At 53.5% G+C, this 13,787-nt stretch carries 17 protein-coding genes; 4 read left to right on the top strand and 13 right to left on the bottom strand.

Annotated features, from left to right (window positions below; genetic code table 11):
- Positions 1-122 precede the first annotated feature (122 nt).
- From flgJ to flgB, 9 genes are all read right to left on the bottom strand, one after another.
- Positions 123-1,091, bottom strand: a complete 969-nt coding sequence (gene flgJ, locus ACM615_RS01835) for a flagellar assembly peptidoglycan hydrolase FlgJ (RefSeq protein ID WP_120163008.1) — start codon at positions 1,089-1,091, stop codon at positions 123-125.
- A complete protein-coding gene (locus ACM615_RS01830; protein WP_129639903.1) occupies positions 1,091-2,197 on the bottom strand; it encodes a flagellar basal body P-ring protein FlgI in 1,107 nt (368 codons plus the stop codon). The genes flgJ and ACM615_RS01830 overlap by 1 nt, the downstream gene beginning before the upstream one ends.
- A 10-nt stretch (positions 2,198-2,207) precedes the next feature.
- Positions 2,208-2,912, bottom strand: coding sequence for a flagellar basal body L-ring protein FlgH (locus tag ACM615_RS01825; protein ID WP_120163010.1), 705 nt, complete (start codon positions 2,910-2,912; stop codon positions 2,208-2,210).
- Positions 2,913-3,128: 216 nt separating this feature from the next.
- On the bottom strand, positions 3,129-3,911 hold the full coding sequence (gene flgG / locus ACM615_RS01820) for a flagellar basal-body rod protein FlgG (protein ID WP_120163011.1): 783 nt from the start codon (positions 3,909-3,911) through the stop codon (positions 3,129-3,131).
- Between the two features lie 21 nt (positions 3,912-3,932).
- Complete coding sequence (locus tag ACM615_RS01815; RefSeq protein WP_112289805.1) at positions 3,933-4,688, bottom strand: flagellar basal body rod protein FlgF; 756 nt, start codon at positions 4,686-4,688, stop codon at positions 3,933-3,935.
- 35 nt (positions 4,689-4,723) lie between these two features.
- On the bottom strand, positions 4,724-5,968 hold the full coding sequence (gene flgE, locus ACM615_RS01810) for a flagellar hook protein FlgE (protein ID WP_112289804.1): 1,245 nt from the start codon (positions 5,966-5,968) through the stop codon (positions 4,724-4,726).
- 84 nt (positions 5,969-6,052) lie between these two features.
- Entirely contained in the window at positions 6,053-6,757 is a 705-nt protein-coding gene (gene flgD / locus ACM615_RS01805; protein WP_112289802.1) for a flagellar hook assembly protein FlgD, read from the bottom strand.
- An 11-nt stretch (positions 6,758-6,768) separates the two neighbouring features.
- On the bottom strand, positions 6,769-7,173 hold the full coding sequence (gene flgC / locus ACM615_RS01800) for a flagellar basal body rod protein FlgC (RefSeq protein ID WP_112289801.1): 405 nt from the start codon (positions 7,171-7,173) through the stop codon (positions 6,769-6,771).
- Between the two features lie 6 nt (positions 7,174-7,179).
- Positions 7,180-7,590: a flagellar basal body rod protein FlgB gene (gene flgB, locus ACM615_RS01795; RefSeq protein WP_112289799.1), complete on the bottom strand. Its 411-nt coding sequence runs from the start codon at positions 7,588-7,590 to the stop codon at positions 7,180-7,182.
- Positions 7,591-7,754: 164 nt separating this feature from the next.
- Between flgB and flgA the strand changes: the two genes are divergently transcribed.
- From flgA to ACM615_RS01780, 3 genes are all read left to right on the top strand, one after another.
- A complete protein-coding gene (gene flgA, locus ACM615_RS01790; RefSeq protein WP_165929041.1) occupies positions 7,755-8,495 on the top strand; it encodes a flagellar basal body P-ring formation chaperone FlgA in 741 nt (246 codons plus the stop codon).
- A gap of 158 nt (positions 8,496-8,653) precedes the next feature.
- Positions 8,654-8,956 (top strand): flagellar biosynthesis anti-sigma factor FlgM, encoded by a 303-nt coding sequence (flgM, locus tag ACM615_RS01785; RefSeq protein ID WP_112289796.1) that lies wholly within the window; start codon positions 8,654-8,656, stop codon positions 8,954-8,956.
- A 49-nt stretch (positions 8,957-9,005) separates the two neighbouring features.
- Entirely contained in the window at positions 9,006-9,458 is a 453-nt protein-coding gene (locus ACM615_RS01780; protein WP_112289795.1) for a flagella synthesis protein FlgN, read from the top strand.
- Between the two features lie 65 nt (positions 9,459-9,523).
- Here the strand turns inward: ACM615_RS01780 and ACM615_RS01775 are convergent, their stop codons facing one another.
- The 4 genes from ACM615_RS01775 to chaB all read right to left on the bottom strand — a co-directional run bounded on the left by ACM615_RS01775 (position 9,524) and on the right by chaB (position 11,733).
- Entirely contained in the window at positions 9,524-9,838 is a 315-nt protein-coding gene (locus tag ACM615_RS01775) for a helix-turn-helix domain-containing protein (RefSeq protein ID WP_374756883.1), read from the bottom strand.
- Between the two features lie 2 nt (positions 9,839-9,840).
- Positions 9,841-10,179 carry a toxin gene (locus ACM615_RS01770; protein WP_120163016.1) on the bottom strand — a complete coding sequence of 113 codons (339 nt, stop codon included), beginning with the start codon at positions 10,177-10,179 and terminating at the stop codon, positions 9,841-9,843.
- A gap of 274 nt (positions 10,180-10,453) precedes the next feature.
- Positions 10,454-11,143, bottom strand: a complete 690-nt coding sequence (locus ACM615_RS01765) for a gamma-glutamylcyclotransferase (RefSeq protein ID WP_132966060.1) — start codon at positions 11,141-11,143, stop codon at positions 10,454-10,456.
- A 356-nt stretch (positions 11,144-11,499) separates the two neighbouring features.
- Positions 11,500-11,733 carry a putative cation transport regulator ChaB gene (chaB, locus tag ACM615_RS01760; RefSeq protein WP_112289791.1) on the bottom strand — a complete coding sequence of 78 codons (234 nt, stop codon included), beginning with the start codon at positions 11,731-11,733 and terminating at the stop codon, positions 11,500-11,502.
- A 478-nt stretch (positions 11,734-12,211) separates the two neighbouring features.
- Here chaB and chaA point away from each other — a divergent pair, with 478 nt between their 5' ends.
- On the top strand, positions 12,212-13,312 hold the full coding sequence (chaA, locus tag ACM615_RS01755; protein ID WP_129639898.1) for a sodium-potassium/proton antiporter ChaA: 1,101 nt from the start codon (positions 12,212-12,214) through the stop codon (positions 13,310-13,312).
- Positions 13,313-13,787: the final 475 nt, after the last annotated feature.

Raw genomic sequence — 13,787 nt, 5'->3', positions numbered from 1 at the left:
GTGACTTTTTTTACCACCGTGTAATTAAGGGAACTGAATCGGGGCTTTCCCCTTTTCCCATTCTGATCTGGTTATCGGCCTGCACCGCCAAAACTTGAGAAAAAAAACGAGGATTTGGGGATCTAAAAGATATCTTTTAAATCATGGCCATAAGCCTTAACCGCCTGCTCGCCTGCCCCTTTAATTTTCTGGATAACGCTGACCAGTTTGTCGGCATAATTCGGGTCGGTGGCATAGCCTGCGCGTTGCAGTTCATGCGCGGCTTGTTCAGGGGTATTGGCGGAGGCCACCTGGGCATAACGCGGGTTGCTGGTCAGCAGTTTGATGTAATCGCTGATGGCTTCCACATATGAGCCGTAAACGCGGAAACTGGCCTGGACTTTTTTCGCCACGCCGTTGGTGTATTCGGTGGTGGTGATATTGGTGGTCGGGCCGTCCCAGCTGCTGCCCGCTTTGATACCAAACAGGTTGAAGCTGCGTTTGCCATCAGCGGTCGGTATCTCGCGCTGTCCCCAGCCGGATTCCAGCGCGGCTTGCGCCATGATCAGCTGATGCGAAATCCCGCTGTCTTTACTCGCCACCTGCGCCGGAATGCTCAGGCTGGACACGAACTGTCCGCTGTCAGCCGGCAGCGGTGCGCCGCCGGTGGTGCGGTCCGGGGCGGTCGGAATGACTTTACGCAGATACTGTTCCATCGCCTGCACCGGCATACTTTTCAGCACTTCACCGTCAAGCGCCATCGGCACCGTACCGGACAGCTCCGAAGGCTGTTTAGAGCCGCCGGTCAGCTGTTCCACCATCATATCGGCCATGCCCAACCCTTTGTCGGACATGTCCTGTGCAATTTGCTGATCGTACATCGATGTATAAAGTTTGGTGGACTGGTTATCGAGAATGCCCCCCTGCGGCAATGCCTGACGCATACTTTTCAGCATCATCTGGACAAAGACGCCTTCAAACTGTTTCGCTACTTCTTTGAGATGCGCCTGCGGATTTTGTCCCACATCCCGCTTCAGTTTGTTGAGGGAATTGGCATCGTACGCCGCCCCTTGCGGGTCGAAAGCACCGGACATCGACATCAGATCGCTCATCAGATAATTTCCAAATCAGCGCGCAGGCAGCCGGCTGTTTTCATGGCCTGCAAAATGGACATCAGGTCGATAGGCGTCGCGCCTAACGCGTTCAGCGTACGGACCACGTTATTCAGGCTGGCACTGGATCGCACCTGCTGAATAGAGCCACCGGACTGACGCACGGAAATATTGGTGTTTGGCGTCACCACGGTCTGACCGCCGCCGAACGGCGTGTTTGGCTGGCTGACATCGTTCTGACGATCGACCACCACAGAAAGATTGCCCTGTGCGACCGCACAGTTATCCAGCGTCACGTCGCGGTTCATCACCACCGAACCGGTACGGGAGTTGATAATCACTTTCGCATCCATCGGCCCGACGTTGACTTCGATATTTTGAATCTGCGCCAGAATGCGCACCTGCGACGTATTGCCGCGCGGCACGATGACCTGAATATTGCGGGAATCCAGCGCCGACGCGGTGCCCATCCCCTGACGGTTAATGGCGTCGCTGACCTGCTGCGCCAGATTGAAATCTTCATCGTTAAGTTGCAGGTTGATCACGCCTTCGGTGCCGAAGGTGCTTGGCAGTTCACGTTCGATGGTTGCGCCGCCGGTAATACGACCGCCGGACACCTGATTAACCGTTACGCTGCTGCCACCGGCAGACGCACCCGCCCCGCCGACCAGCACGTTACCCTGCGCCAGTGCATAAACCTGGTTATCCACGCCTTTCATCGGCGTCATCAGCAAGGTGCCGCCGCGAATACTTTTGGCGTTACCCATAGAGGAAACGACGACGTCAATCGCCTGACCGGCACGCGAGAACGCTGGCATTTTGGCAGTCACCATCACGGCGGCCACGTTTTTCAGCTGCATGTTGGTCCCGGCCGGAACGGTTATCCCTAACTGGGACAACATGTTGGTCAGGGTCTGGGTGGTGAACGGTGTCTGCGTGGTCTGGTCACCGGTTCCGTCGAGGCCGACCACCAGGCCGTAGCCGATCAGGGCGTTATCACGCACGCCTTGTACCGTCGTCAGATCACGAATACGGTCAGCGGATGCGGGCAGTACCACCAGGGCGGACATCGCCAGACAGATAACACCGGAAAGTAGTTTTCGCATGATTGCCTCGTTATAACGGCGATAAGTTTAGGAAGAACCGCTGCAACCAGCCCATGTTCTGCGCTTCATTGATGTAGCCGTTACCCACGTATTCGATGCGCGCATCTGCCACCTGCGTGGAGATAACGGCGTTTGCACCACTGATGGTGCGCGGGTTGACCACACCGGAGAACCGGATGAATTCGGTTCCCTGATTAATTTCGATTTGTTTTTCACCGACAACTTTCAGATTGCCGTTAGCCAGCACTTCCGCGACCGTCACGGTCAGGGTGCCGCTGAAAGTGTTATTGGCTGCTGCGCCGCCTTTACCGGCGAAGGTATTGGCACCGGACATATCCAGATCGGCGCGGGCATTGCCGAACAGCCCTTCCAGGTAGCGCGGCGTAGTGGCGGCGCCAAAGGTGGTTGACCCGTTGCGGCTGGCGTTCGCCGAGGAGCTTTTGCTCGCACTGACGTTTTCCTGCAAGACGATGGTCAGAGTATCCCCGATGTTACGTGGACGGCGGTCTTCAAACAGAGGCTGATAACCATAGTTCATCGGCTGAACGGACTGGAAAATCGAACCGTTAGGCACCGGCGGTGCGGCGGGCGCAGGGGTCGCTGTGGTGGTTCCGGGTACCAGCGGGGTATGCGGCATATACGCGCAGCCGTTCGCCAGTAACGTGATTAACAGCGGCAGCACCAGCTTGCCTGGTCGGTCTGTATAAGAAGTCATTACCGACGTTATTTTTTTGCTCACCACAGTTTCGCCTTAAAAAAATCGACCTGGTAGGGATCTGAACCGGTTCAGGACTGATGCCATCTGGCCCCAGTCCTCTTATTTTTGTGGCTGCCCGAATCTGCGACAGCCACTTTCACTTTGTTGTTACGTACAAAAAGTTGTTACGTACTAAAAGTTATGACGTACTAAAAGTTATGACGTACTAAACACTTACAGCTGCGAAAGTTTCTGCAGCATTTCATCCGACGTAGACACGGCTTTACTGTTGATTTCGTAAGCGCGCTGCGTCTGGATCATGTTGACCAGCTCTTCCGCCACGTTGACGTTCGAGGTTTCGACATAACCCTGATACAGCAGGCCGGCACCGTTAAGTCCCGGAGTACTTTCGGTTGGCGCGCCGGAGCTCTGGGTTTCCTGATAAAGGTTTTCACCCATGGATTCCAGACCGCTGTTGTTGATAAAGGTGCTCAGCGTCAGCTGACCAACTTGTTGTGCCGCCGTCTGCCCCTGCTGGGTCACGCTGACGATACCGTCACGACCAACCGTCATGCTCAGCGCATTGGTCGGAATAGTGATGGCCGGGATCACCTGATAGCCGCTCGACGTCACCAGCTGACCGTTCTGATCCACCTGGAAAGAACCGTCGCGGGTATACGCGGTGGTGCCGTCCGGCAGCTGGACCTGGAAGAAACCTTCGCCTTTGATGGCGATGTCTTTACTGTTGCTGGTCTGCGACAGGTTGCCCTGCGAGAACAGACGTTCAGTCGACACCGGACGCACACCGGTACCAATCTGCAAACCGGATGGCAGGTTGGTCTGCTCAGAAGACTGCGCACCTGGCTGGCGGACAGTCTGGTAAAGCAGGTCTTCGAATACCGCACGCTGGCGTTTAAAGCCGTTGGTGCTGACGTTCGCCAGGTTGTTGGCGATGACGTCCATGTTGGTCTGCTGCGCATCCAGACCGGTTTTCGCAATATACAGCGATGGGATCATGTCATTACTCCTCTGCCATCATCAGCTCATTGACAGCAGATTGTTGGCACTCTGTTCATTTTCATCGACGCTGTGGATGACTTTCATTTGCATCTCAAAGCGGCGGGCGTTGGCAATCATGTCAACCATGGTCGACACCGGATCCGCGTTACTGCCTTCAAGTGTTCCCGGCATCACGTGAATGGTCGGGTCGGCCTGTAAAGCGGCACCGCGCGCCAGCGCCGTGGCCGGGGTCGGACGGAACATGCCGTCGTCGCCACGGGTCACTTCGCTGTTTGCGGCTTTCACCAGCTTGAGCTTACCGAGCTGTCCCATGGTGTTCGGGTCAGCGCCGGCTTCGAGCACGGCGATAGTGCCGTCCGCAGAAATCGTCAGCTGTGAGTTCGGCGGAACCTCGATCGGGCCGTTATCCCCCATTACCGGATGACCTTGTACGGTCAGCTGGTTAGTCGGTGACACCTGCATGTCACCGTTACGGGTATAAGCTTCAGTGCCATCAGGCATCTGCACCGCAAGGAAACCGTCCTGCTGTAAAGCCACATCCAGCGGACGGCCGGTGTAGTTAAGTTTGCCTTGCGTCATGTCTGCGCCCGGCGTGGACGCCGTGACCAGGGTACGGGTCGGCAGGCTTTGACCTTCCACCGGCACCGCGCGCATGGCTAAAAGTTGCGAGCGAAAGCCGGGTGTATTGGCGTTAGCAAGGTTGCTTGACGTGACCGACTGCTGAACCAGTGTCTGGCTCGCTGCGCCGCTCGCGGTGTAGATAGCGTGATCCATAGTGCTGCCCTGTTCTCAAAGTAAAAAAGAGCGTCTTAACGCAGGTTAACCAGCGTGTTCAGGATGGAGTCCTGAGTTTTGATGGTTTGCGCGTTCGACTGATAGTTACGCTGAGCAACGATCATATTCACCAGTTCAGCACTCAGATCGACGTTGGAAGATTCCAGCGCACCACTGGTCATGCTGGCAAAACCACCCGCGCCTGCAACACCGTTAACGGCCTGACCGGAAGACGACGTTGCCGTCCACACGTTGTTGCCTTCAGATTGCAGACCTTCCGGGTTAGAGAAGGAGCTCAGGACAATCTGTCCCAGCAGCTGCGTTTTCTGGTTGGAGTAAGTGCCGGTGATGGTGCCGTCATCATTGATGGTGTAACCGGTCATCTGGCCTGCGGCGTAACCGTCCTGAGTCAGGGAACCGATGCTGTCGCTGCCGGTGCTCTGCTGGATACTGCCGGTGAAGTTCAGGCCAACAGACTGCGGCGTCACGGTGCCATTGGTGGAGGTATTCATCACGATCGGCAGGGAACCGTCAGCATTGACAGTGCCGTCAGCCTGGGTTGCGCTGGCGAGTGCGCCGCTGGTATCAAATTGCAGCGTACCCATTTTGGTGGCGGCAGAACCGGCCACACTGCTGTCGAGTGAGTACAAATCCCAGTTGTTAGACGCGGTTTTCACGAAGTACACGTTGTTATCGTGCGCGTTACCCTGAGAGTCATAGGTGGTGATGCTGTTGACGTAGTTGTACGTGGTGTCGTCGTTAGCATTGAACGTCTTCGCTGCCGGAATAGCCGTGTCGGTAGAGTTCAGGTTAGCGACCATGGTGGCTGCGGTAGTGGCTTTCGCACTCATCATGGTGGTCGGAACGCTCAGCGCGGTAGGCTGCGCACCGGCGGCGATGGTCGGCGGCGTACCCGTTGCCGGATAGCCTGTCACGCTCAGACCCTGCGAGTTCACCAGATTGCGGTTAGCATCAAGGGAGAACTGGCCGTTACGCGAGTAATAAACCGTACCGCTGCTGTCGGCCAGACGGAAGAAACCGTTGCCGCTCAGCGCCACGTCCAGGCCACGTGAAGTGTTGGTCGTGGTGCCATCGTTAAAGTTCTGCGTAACAGCCGCGACTTTAACGCCCATGCCTGCCTGAGAACCGGCAAACATATCGGCGAAAGAAGCGGTCGCTGTTTTGAACCCCACGGTGGCGGAGTTGGCGATGTTATTACCGATCACGTCCAGGTCGGTGGATGCCGCGCTCAGGCCGCTGACTGCTTGGGAAAAGCTCATGTTAGCTCCATTTTTCTGTGTGTAGTTGCTGCATGAAGTTAAGGATTTCAGCTCTTCTTCCTGCAAAGGAAGTGAGCCAACGGCTTATAAAATCTGGCGAACTGAATCGACGGAAGCGGTTCCCCGCACCCCGAGATCCAGCGCTGTGGTGCCTGATGAACTGGTGGTGACACCATTGACCAGCGCATAGTTAAGCGGTGTCGCGACCATTTGCTGTCCGTTGTTCAGGGCATTGATGCTGAAGGTGTAGCCGCCATCCGGTGCTTTGGTGCCATCGTCCTGCGTACCATCCCAGGTATAACTGTGAACACCGGCGGTCTGGCCGCCCAGCGAGATGGTTTTCACCACTTTGCCGGTGGAATCGCTGACGGTGGCCGTGGTGGTATCGGACGCTGTTTCCAGCTCAAAACCGAATGGCGTGGTGCTGACGGTGCCGTCAGTGTCACTGCCGACCAGAATGGCGCTGCCGGAAACCATCACGCCATGACCAATCAGGGAGCTGGCCTGTACGGAAGAACCGCTGGTGATTTGCCCCGAAATGCTGCCGAGTGTGGTATTGAGTTTTTCAATCCCGCTCACGGTGCTGATCTGTGCCAGCTGACTGGTCAGCTGACTGTTATCCATCGGGTTGGTCGGATCCTGGTTTTTCAGCTGTGCGACTAACAGCGTCAGAAAACTGCTGGATAAATCATCGGCAGAACTGGCGCCCGTAGTGGACGAACCGCCAGAACTGGTGCTGGTGATCGTGGTGTTGTCTGTGGTGTCATTAATCGACGTGGTAATGGCCATGGTTCGCTCCGCTATTGCCCCAGAGTGAGGGTTTTCATCATCAACGACTTGGTGGTGTTAAGCACTTCGACGTTGGCCTGATAACTGCGGGAAGCGGAGATGGTGTTCACCATTTCGCTGACCACATCTACGTTTGGCATCTTCACATAGCCCTTGGCATCCGCCATCGGATTGCCCGGCTGGAAGACCAGGCGGTCCGGAGACGGATCATCAACGACCTGCGCCACTTTCACGCCGCCCGTTTCCTGCCCCGGTGCCGCATCCACCTGAAAAACAACCTGCTTAGCTTTGTACGGCTGGCCATCAGGGCCGGTCACACTGTCGGCGTTGGCCATGTTACTGGCACTGACGTTCAGGCGCTGAGACTGCGCGGCAAGCGCAGAACCGGCGATATCAAAAATACCGAGCATTGACATGGGTTATTATCCTTGCAGCACCGACATCATCCCTTTGATCTGGCCGCCGAGGACGGTCAAATCGGTCTGATAGCGCACGCTGTTATCCGCGAAATTAGTACGTTCACGATCCATATCGACCGTGTTACCGTCGGCTGACGGCTGGTCAGGGATCCGATACATCAGATCCATATCTGCAGGCTGGACGTTCGACGCCGGAATATGGCGATCGGATGTCAACGCTAAAGACATACCGCTGCCACTCGCGCGCCCCTGCTCCATCACCTTCTGCAACTGACTGGCGAAATCGATATCGCGCGCCTGATACCCTGGGGTGTCGGCGTTGGCAATATTGGCTGAAAGTATTTCTTGCCGCTGGGCACGCAGGTTGAGCGCTTCCTGTTGGAACTGTAGTGCGGCGTTCAATTTGTCGAGCATGCGCCCTCCGCAAAGTGAGATTTTGGAGTCGACAGCATAAATGCGAGTGTCAACTGCCTATCGTCTGAATAAGCGCAAAATCGTCCGCTATTTGTTCCTTTAGGAATTGAAAAGTGCGCGTAGACTTGTCGCCAGTAGTAAGTTGGCACAAAGGTGAATTGCGTATGAACAGGCAGAGAATCCGTCGTTTCGGTATAACACTGGGCTGCATCTTTTTGGGTGCGACATCCGGTGCGGCGAGTTATGCACAGTCTGTGCCCGTGAAAAACGAGCAGGTCACAAGCGTGCCAGCTTCGGCGAACAGCGATACACTGCTGTCCTCGCAAATCCAGCAGTTCTTCCGCCAGCAATATTCGCAAAGCGGAATGCAGGTGACGGTGCTGGTCACCACACCTGCGGCGCGTCAGCCCCAGTGTTTGTCACCACAATTTATGCTTTCGCCCAACAGCCGTACCTGGGGCAATGTGTCAGTAGCGGTGAACTGTAACGGGCAAAAGAGTTATGTGCAGACCAAGGTACAGGTCAGCGGCACCTACTGGGTCGCGGCGAAAAATGTGCCGTCGGGCGCGCATCTGGCAGAAACGGATTTGCAGCAAAAAACAGGCCGTTTGGATTTATTGCCACCGAAGGCCATTCTCGACAGCAAACAGGCGATTAACGGCATTACGCTGCGCAATATCAGCATTGGTCAGCCGTTAACGCTTTCGATGTTACGACGTCCGTGGATGGTGCATGCAGGACAGGAAGTGCAGGTTCAGGCAACAGGCAGTGGATTCAATGTGTCGAGTGCCGGAAAGGCGATGAATAATGCAGCAGCGAATGACTCGGTGCGGATCAGAATGCCGTCAGGCGTGATTGTGAACGGGATGGTCGGCCCGGACGGCTCTGTGACAGTGGAGATTTAACCCTGTATTGCAACCACTTTTGGACAAAAAGTTGCAATAAAGGCTAAAGTTATTTCGCCACATGTCGATAACAAACGTATCAGAGTCGTCTCACGACGGCATTTTTAGGGTTTTTGTGTTAATTAACAGCCCTGAATACCCTAACCGGAGAAAAGATTATGGCTATCGATCGCACGCAAGGTGTTTCACCTTTAACTTCGATCCAGCAGCGCGATCCTTCTGAAGCTTCTGTTCAGACTGCGCGCAAAGAAGGTACCGTTTCTGGCACCACCACCAGCGGTACGGCGGTGACCCTGAGTTCAGCGCAAGCGTCTCTGACTCAGTCCAGTGCTCAGGACATCAACACGGCACGTGTCGACGAACTGAAACAAGCTATCCGTGATGGCAAACTGACCATGGATACCGGCAAAATTGCCGATGCTTTGTTGCAGGACACGCAGGATTATCTCAAAGGTCTTTAAACTGAGGCTTCAGGATTAAAGACGAATAGTTGGAAGGTATTAAGGCCCGATGAAGAACTTTATCAAGACCATGACTACCTTGGTTGAAACGTTGCAAGCTCTGGATCAAGTGATTAATCACGAACAAACGATACTTTGCTCGGGCCGCGTTAATGGTGCTGCCCTGCAACATATCACCGAGCAGAAAAGCTCACTGTTAGCTACGGTAGACTATCTTGATAAGCAGCGTCGTCAGCATGACGAGCGCCTGAAACAAAATGCACCCTACTTAGATCCACAAGGGCAGCGTCAGCCGGAAATCACGGCAATGTGGGAAGAAGTCGTGCAACTGACCACTAAACTGAGTCAGATCAATCGCCATAACGGCATGTTACTGGGCAAACAAATTGCCTATAACACCGAGGCGCTGGCTATTCTCAATGCCAGCCAGACGCAGAAATTCTACGGACCGAACGGGCAGGAAACCGTGTCGGGGCAAACCGTACGCAAGATCTCTGTGTAGAGCCAGACGGGGGGAATGCTTTCCCCTCAGCACTTCTCCCGCACGACAATTCATATCCACGATATTTATACCAAACCCGCCAGCTGCTCTAATGTCGCCGGGTCTTTTTCGACCAGCTTTATCAGCAAAATGGCCTGACGGTTAGGTTTCGCTCTGCCCTGTTCCCAGTTCTGATAGGTTGTCAGCGCGGTTTGCAGGTAATAGGCAAATACCGCCTGCGAAATATTCAGGTTCTCCCGAATCTCTTTTAATTCCACCGCGCTCAACCTCACTTCACGATCGACAGTTCTTTCCACCGTTTTAAGCGTACGCTTACCCTGACCGGCTTCACCCCATGCATTCAGGCCGTCCGCAATCTCAGTAAACAGATCCCGTTTCATCGTCATTCTTGTTTCGCCTTATGCTGTTTCAACAGCAGTCCTAACATCTTTTTTTGCGCGAATGTCAGGTCATTCACTTCGCTTTTTCCATACACCGTAATGAGAAGAAAATGCGATTTTGCGACCCACCAGTAATAAATAATCCTCGTACCACCCCGCTGGCCTTTATTCCTCTGACGATCAAGAAACCGAAGTTTGCGTAATCCCCCGGTATGCATAATCACATCCCCGCAAGTGGGGAAAAGCAATAACGCATTTTGCAGGATCCGGTATTCATCGTCGGACATATACGCCGAACGGTTTGCTTCAAAAGCGGGTAATTCAACAAATATAGCTTTCATCCATGCCCCTGAGCTTCCCTATACTGTGCCATAACTATCCCCATGTAAAGGATAGTTGAAGGCGTTGAGTGACAACAGGCGCAACAATAGCGGAATGCTTAATGGCTGCTAACTACCAATAGCCAGAGACGGGATACTGCTTCCAGAAGGATTTTTGACGTTTCAGTCGTTGCAGTCGCCTTGCGCTTCTTCACAGAAAAAACGTCAGGCAGCAAAATCGCTGGGGGATATAAGACTGCGCGGAGGGCCCGCGCAGTTTGAAGGGGGAAAGTCTTTAACTCAGGCCGGGCACATCAAAGCCGGGCGTGACCGACAGCAGCATCCGTACCTGTTTTACCAGTTCGCTCATGCAGTCATCACGCATACCGTAATTGTTGAGCTCTTTTTCCAGGGCAAACAAATACTGTGCGTTGGTGCCCAGCGGACCACTGGCCTGCGCAATCAGGGGCGCGATAACCTGATAATCGGTATCCGCTTCGTACTGCGGGTGTGAGGAGTCCATGATAAATACCAGCGCTGTCACCGTGCGGTCATCATCGAGTTCTAACTCGCACCAGGTCGGACGATAGCAGCCGGTCAGCATTTCACGCTTCCACAGCAATTCGAGTTCTTCGTGCAGTTTGTCTTCCGGCAGACGGAATGCCAGCCCGGTGGTCTGCCCGCCATCACGCAGCGCCAGCATGCGGCCCGGTTGCGCATGGGTTCCGCGCCCTGAAGTCAGACGTAAGCAGAAGGCACGGTGATAGCCGCGCAAAATGGCAGGCCGCGCCTCTTCGGAATCGAAAACCGGATTCCACATCAGCGAACCGTAGCCAAAAATCCACACGGGGCTGTTATCGGGGCGACGCGCCAGTGTGCAGCTCAGTGAGGCGGCACGTTGTTCAGGGGTCAGGAGCATCGATTCGTCAATGCTGCCGAATGCTGTTTTACAATCTGCGTTACGCAGGAAATCTCGAGTTAACATTCATTCCCCCTTTGGTACGACTTATTTTTGAACATGCCATGCTGTTGACGCTGTGTTCTCCGCTATCGTGGTTGTGGACTGATCAGGTTATCGGACAGTTTTCGCCTTAACTTGAGGCGCTGGCTGGGTTGATTCGGAATTTTATTATCACCCTGTCTGATGAAACCTTATTCGTTTCTTTCGTTGCAATCAAGATTGAGAGCGATCACAAAACGAAAATAAAATGATTATTTTGTGAACATTGTAAGAAAGTTGATATTTAAGAGGGAAATGACAGCAAAACCGGCGGATACAGGCGGATACAGGCGGGAGTGTGAGAGATAACGGGTCAGGCGTTCCCCGACCCGCCGCCGACATCAGGATTTTTTAGGATGCCATTTGTCGTCATCGCCTTTTTTATAGCTGTGTTTTACTGCGGCCCACGCGACTTTGTGCGCGGTCTCTTCGCGGGAATCATCACCCTGACGATCTTTTGGCTTTGCATACTCATCCCACGCGCTGTTAAAGGCTTCTTTATAGATATCCTGCGCATGTGCCGGAAGAACATGACGAACAGAGTCAGGCAACGCTGAGCGGTTCTGATAAGGCATAACTTGCTCCTTTTTCATGGCGTTCATGATCGTTACATTTAATGTGTGCGCTTCAGGCACACTGGGGTAAGTCTAACTGCTAACCTCAGGTGACTCAGCCAGATTATTCCAAATCTCAGCCTGCGGGCTAAAAAACGCCAGATTTCTCCGATTTTTCATGTGGGTATAGGGATGATTTACAAAAATTGACGCATTACCCGCATAAACCCATTATTAAAAATCAAACCATTGTTTTTATTATGTTTAAATAATTAACAATGAAAATTAACTTGAGATTAAACTGACATTTATTTGATTCATGCAACAAAAAATAGCTGTCATAACAGTTTTTATAGATGAGTCATGATAATAAACTGTTAACAGATTAATTTATCTACTATACTTAACGAGTTACAATTTTATGCTGCTATGCATTTTGCTTACAACCGACAGACAGGCGGTTGTAAATTCGTGAGTGTTTATAAGGAGAATAATCATCATGGTGTCTTCACAGGAACATCCAAAAGTAAAAACCCGCCATCAGGAATACTCCCTGATTTTCCCTATTGCTGCCCTTATCGTTCTCGTCTTCTGGGGCAACAGCAGTAACTTTGCCTCAGTCGTCGGCATCAATTTAATCGCGCTGGTCGGTATTCTCGCCAGCGCCTTCAGCGTGGTACGTCACGCCGATGTCCTGGCACATCGTCTGGGCGAACCTTACGGCTCACTCATCCTCAGCCTTTCAGTGGTCATCCTCGAAGTCAGTCTGATTTCGGCCCTGATGGCGACAGGCGACGCCGCTCCGGCGCTGATGCGTGACACCTTATTCTCGATCATCATGATTGTTACTGCCGGTCTGGTCGGCGTTGCCCTGCTGCTCGGTGGCCGTAAATTTGCCACCCAGTATGTCAATCTCGGTGGTATCAAACAGTATCTGATGGCGATTTTCCCGCTGGCGGTGATCGTTCTCGTTCTGCCTGCCGCCCTGCCCGCTGGCAACTTCTCCACGCCACAGGCCTTGTTCGTTGCGGTAATTTCAGCGGCGATGTACGGCGTATTTCTGCTTATTCAGACCAAAACTCACCAGAGTCTGTTTATTTACGAGCATGAAGATGAAGGCGAAGAAGACGGACATGGAAAACCGTCTTCAAAGAGTAATCTGACGCACACGCTCTGGCTGATTGTCCATCTGGTGCTGGTCATTGCCGTCACCAAATTCAATGCCAACCCGCTGGAGAGTCTGCTGACCGAACTGAACGCCCCTGCGCAGTTCACCGGCTTCCTGGTCGCGTTGCTTATTCTTTCTCCTGAAGGTCTGGGTGCCCTGAAAGCGGTACTGAAGAATCAGGTACAGCGTGCCATGAATTTATTCTTCGGTTCCGTGCTGGCGACGATTTCACTGACCGTTCCTGCGGTCACCGTGATTGCCACCCTGACCGGTCAGGAACTGATTTTCAGCCTGGCGCCAGCGAACATTGTGGTGATGCTGGCGGTTATGATCCTGTGCCAGATATCGTTCTCGACCGGGCGTACCAATGTGCTTAATGGTACTGCGCACCTGGCGTTGTTCTGCGCATATATGATGCTGATAATGCTGTAACAACAAGACCTTGGGTTGCCACCCAAACTGGCTTTAAGGTCAACACCTTGGGTTGCCACCCAAACTGGCTTTAAGGTCAAGATCGTGGGCGTCGGCCCACACCGACCAGAGACCCGGTAACGCGCGGGCCTCTGGACTCCGCGCTTTTTCACTGCGCGCTATCGCTGGAACGACGGACATGTTCAAACACAATTGTGAGTGGCGCAAAATGTCATCGCTGCGCGATTCCCGAGTTTCAGGCTTCGAGCCTAGGGTCTCGAACCATTCACTCGGTGCCATTTTTGATCACGCCAATCCACTGTTCTAAAAGATAAAAACAATCTTTCTTTGAATTTAAGATCGTACGGGCGATTCAGAAATCTTGCTGAACGGAGCGGCTTCGAGACCTGTGGCTCGAAGACCGAGAGAAGGAACCGCGCAGCGGCAAGATTTCCAGCCTGTCGCAGTGGTCCCTGAAACATAGCCAGCGAGCGGA

The organism is Rahnella sp. PAMC25617 (assembly GCF_050606005.1).
In the GTDB taxonomy this organism is placed as follows: domain Bacteria; phylum Pseudomonadota; class Gammaproteobacteria; order Enterobacterales; family Enterobacteriaceae; genus Rahnella; species Rahnella variigena.
The sequence above is the reverse complement of the archived record's forward strand: the minus strand, read 5'-3'. Positions and strand labels throughout refer to the sequence as shown.

Bases quoted from the DNA above. Each gene is read 5' to 3' on its own strand.
- flgJ (WP_120163008.1), bottom strand. From the start codon at position 1,091: ATGAGCGATCTGATGTCGATGTCCGGTGCTTTCGACCCGCAAGGGGCG.
- ACM615_RS01830 (WP_129639903.1), bottom strand. From the start codon at position 2,197: ATGCGAAAACTACTTTCCGGTGTTATCTGTCTGGCGATGTCCGCCCTG.
- ACM615_RS01825 (WP_120163010.1), bottom strand. From the start codon at position 2,912: ATGACTTCTTATACAGACCGACCAGGCAAGCTGGTGCTGCCGCTGTTA.
- flgG (WP_120163011.1), bottom strand. From the start codon at position 3,911: ATGATCCCATCGCTGTATATTGCGAAAACCGGTCTGGATGCGCAGCAG.
- ACM615_RS01815 (WP_112289805.1), bottom strand. From the start codon at position 4,688: ATGGATCACGCTATCTACACCGCGAGCGGCGCAGCGAGCCAGACACTG.
- flgE (WP_112289804.1), bottom strand. From the start codon at position 5,968: ATGAGCTTTTCCCAAGCAGTCAGCGGCCTGAGCGCGGCATCCACCGAC.
- flgD (WP_112289802.1), bottom strand. From the start codon at position 6,757: ATGGCCATTACCACGTCGATTAATGACACCACAGACAACACCACGATC.
- flgC (WP_112289801.1), bottom strand. From the start codon at position 7,173: ATGTCAATGCTCGGTATTTTTGATATCGCCGGTTCTGCGCTTGCCGCG.
- flgB (WP_112289799.1), bottom strand. From the start codon at position 7,590: ATGCTCGACAAATTGAACGCCGCACTACAGTTCCAACAGGAAGCGCTC.
- flgA (WP_165929041.1), top strand. From the start codon at position 7,755: ATGAACAGGCAGAGAATCCGTCGTTTCGGTATAACACTGGGCTGCATC.
- flgM (WP_112289796.1), top strand. From the start codon at position 8,654: ATGGCTATCGATCGCACGCAAGGTGTTTCACCTTTAACTTCGATCCAG.
- ACM615_RS01780 (WP_112289795.1), top strand. From the start codon at position 9,006: ATGAAGAACTTTATCAAGACCATGACTACCTTGGTTGAAACGTTGCAA.
- ACM615_RS01775 (WP_374756883.1), bottom strand. From the start codon at position 9,838: ATGAAACGGGATCTGTTTACTGAGATTGCGGACGGCCTGAATGCATGG.
- ACM615_RS01770 (WP_120163016.1), bottom strand. From the start codon at position 10,179: ATGAAAGCTATATTTGTTGAATTACCCGCTTTTGAAGCAAACCGTTCG.
- ACM615_RS01765 (WP_132966060.1), bottom strand. From the start codon at position 11,143: ATGTTAACTCGAGATTTCCTGCGTAACGCAGATTGTAAAACAGCATTC.
- chaB (WP_112289791.1), bottom strand. From the start codon at position 11,733: ATGCCTTATCAGAACCGCTCAGCGTTGCCTGACTCTGTTCGTCATGTT.
- chaA (WP_129639898.1), top strand. From the start codon at position 12,212: ATGGTGTCTTCACAGGAACATCCAAAAGTAAAAACCCGCCATCAGGAA.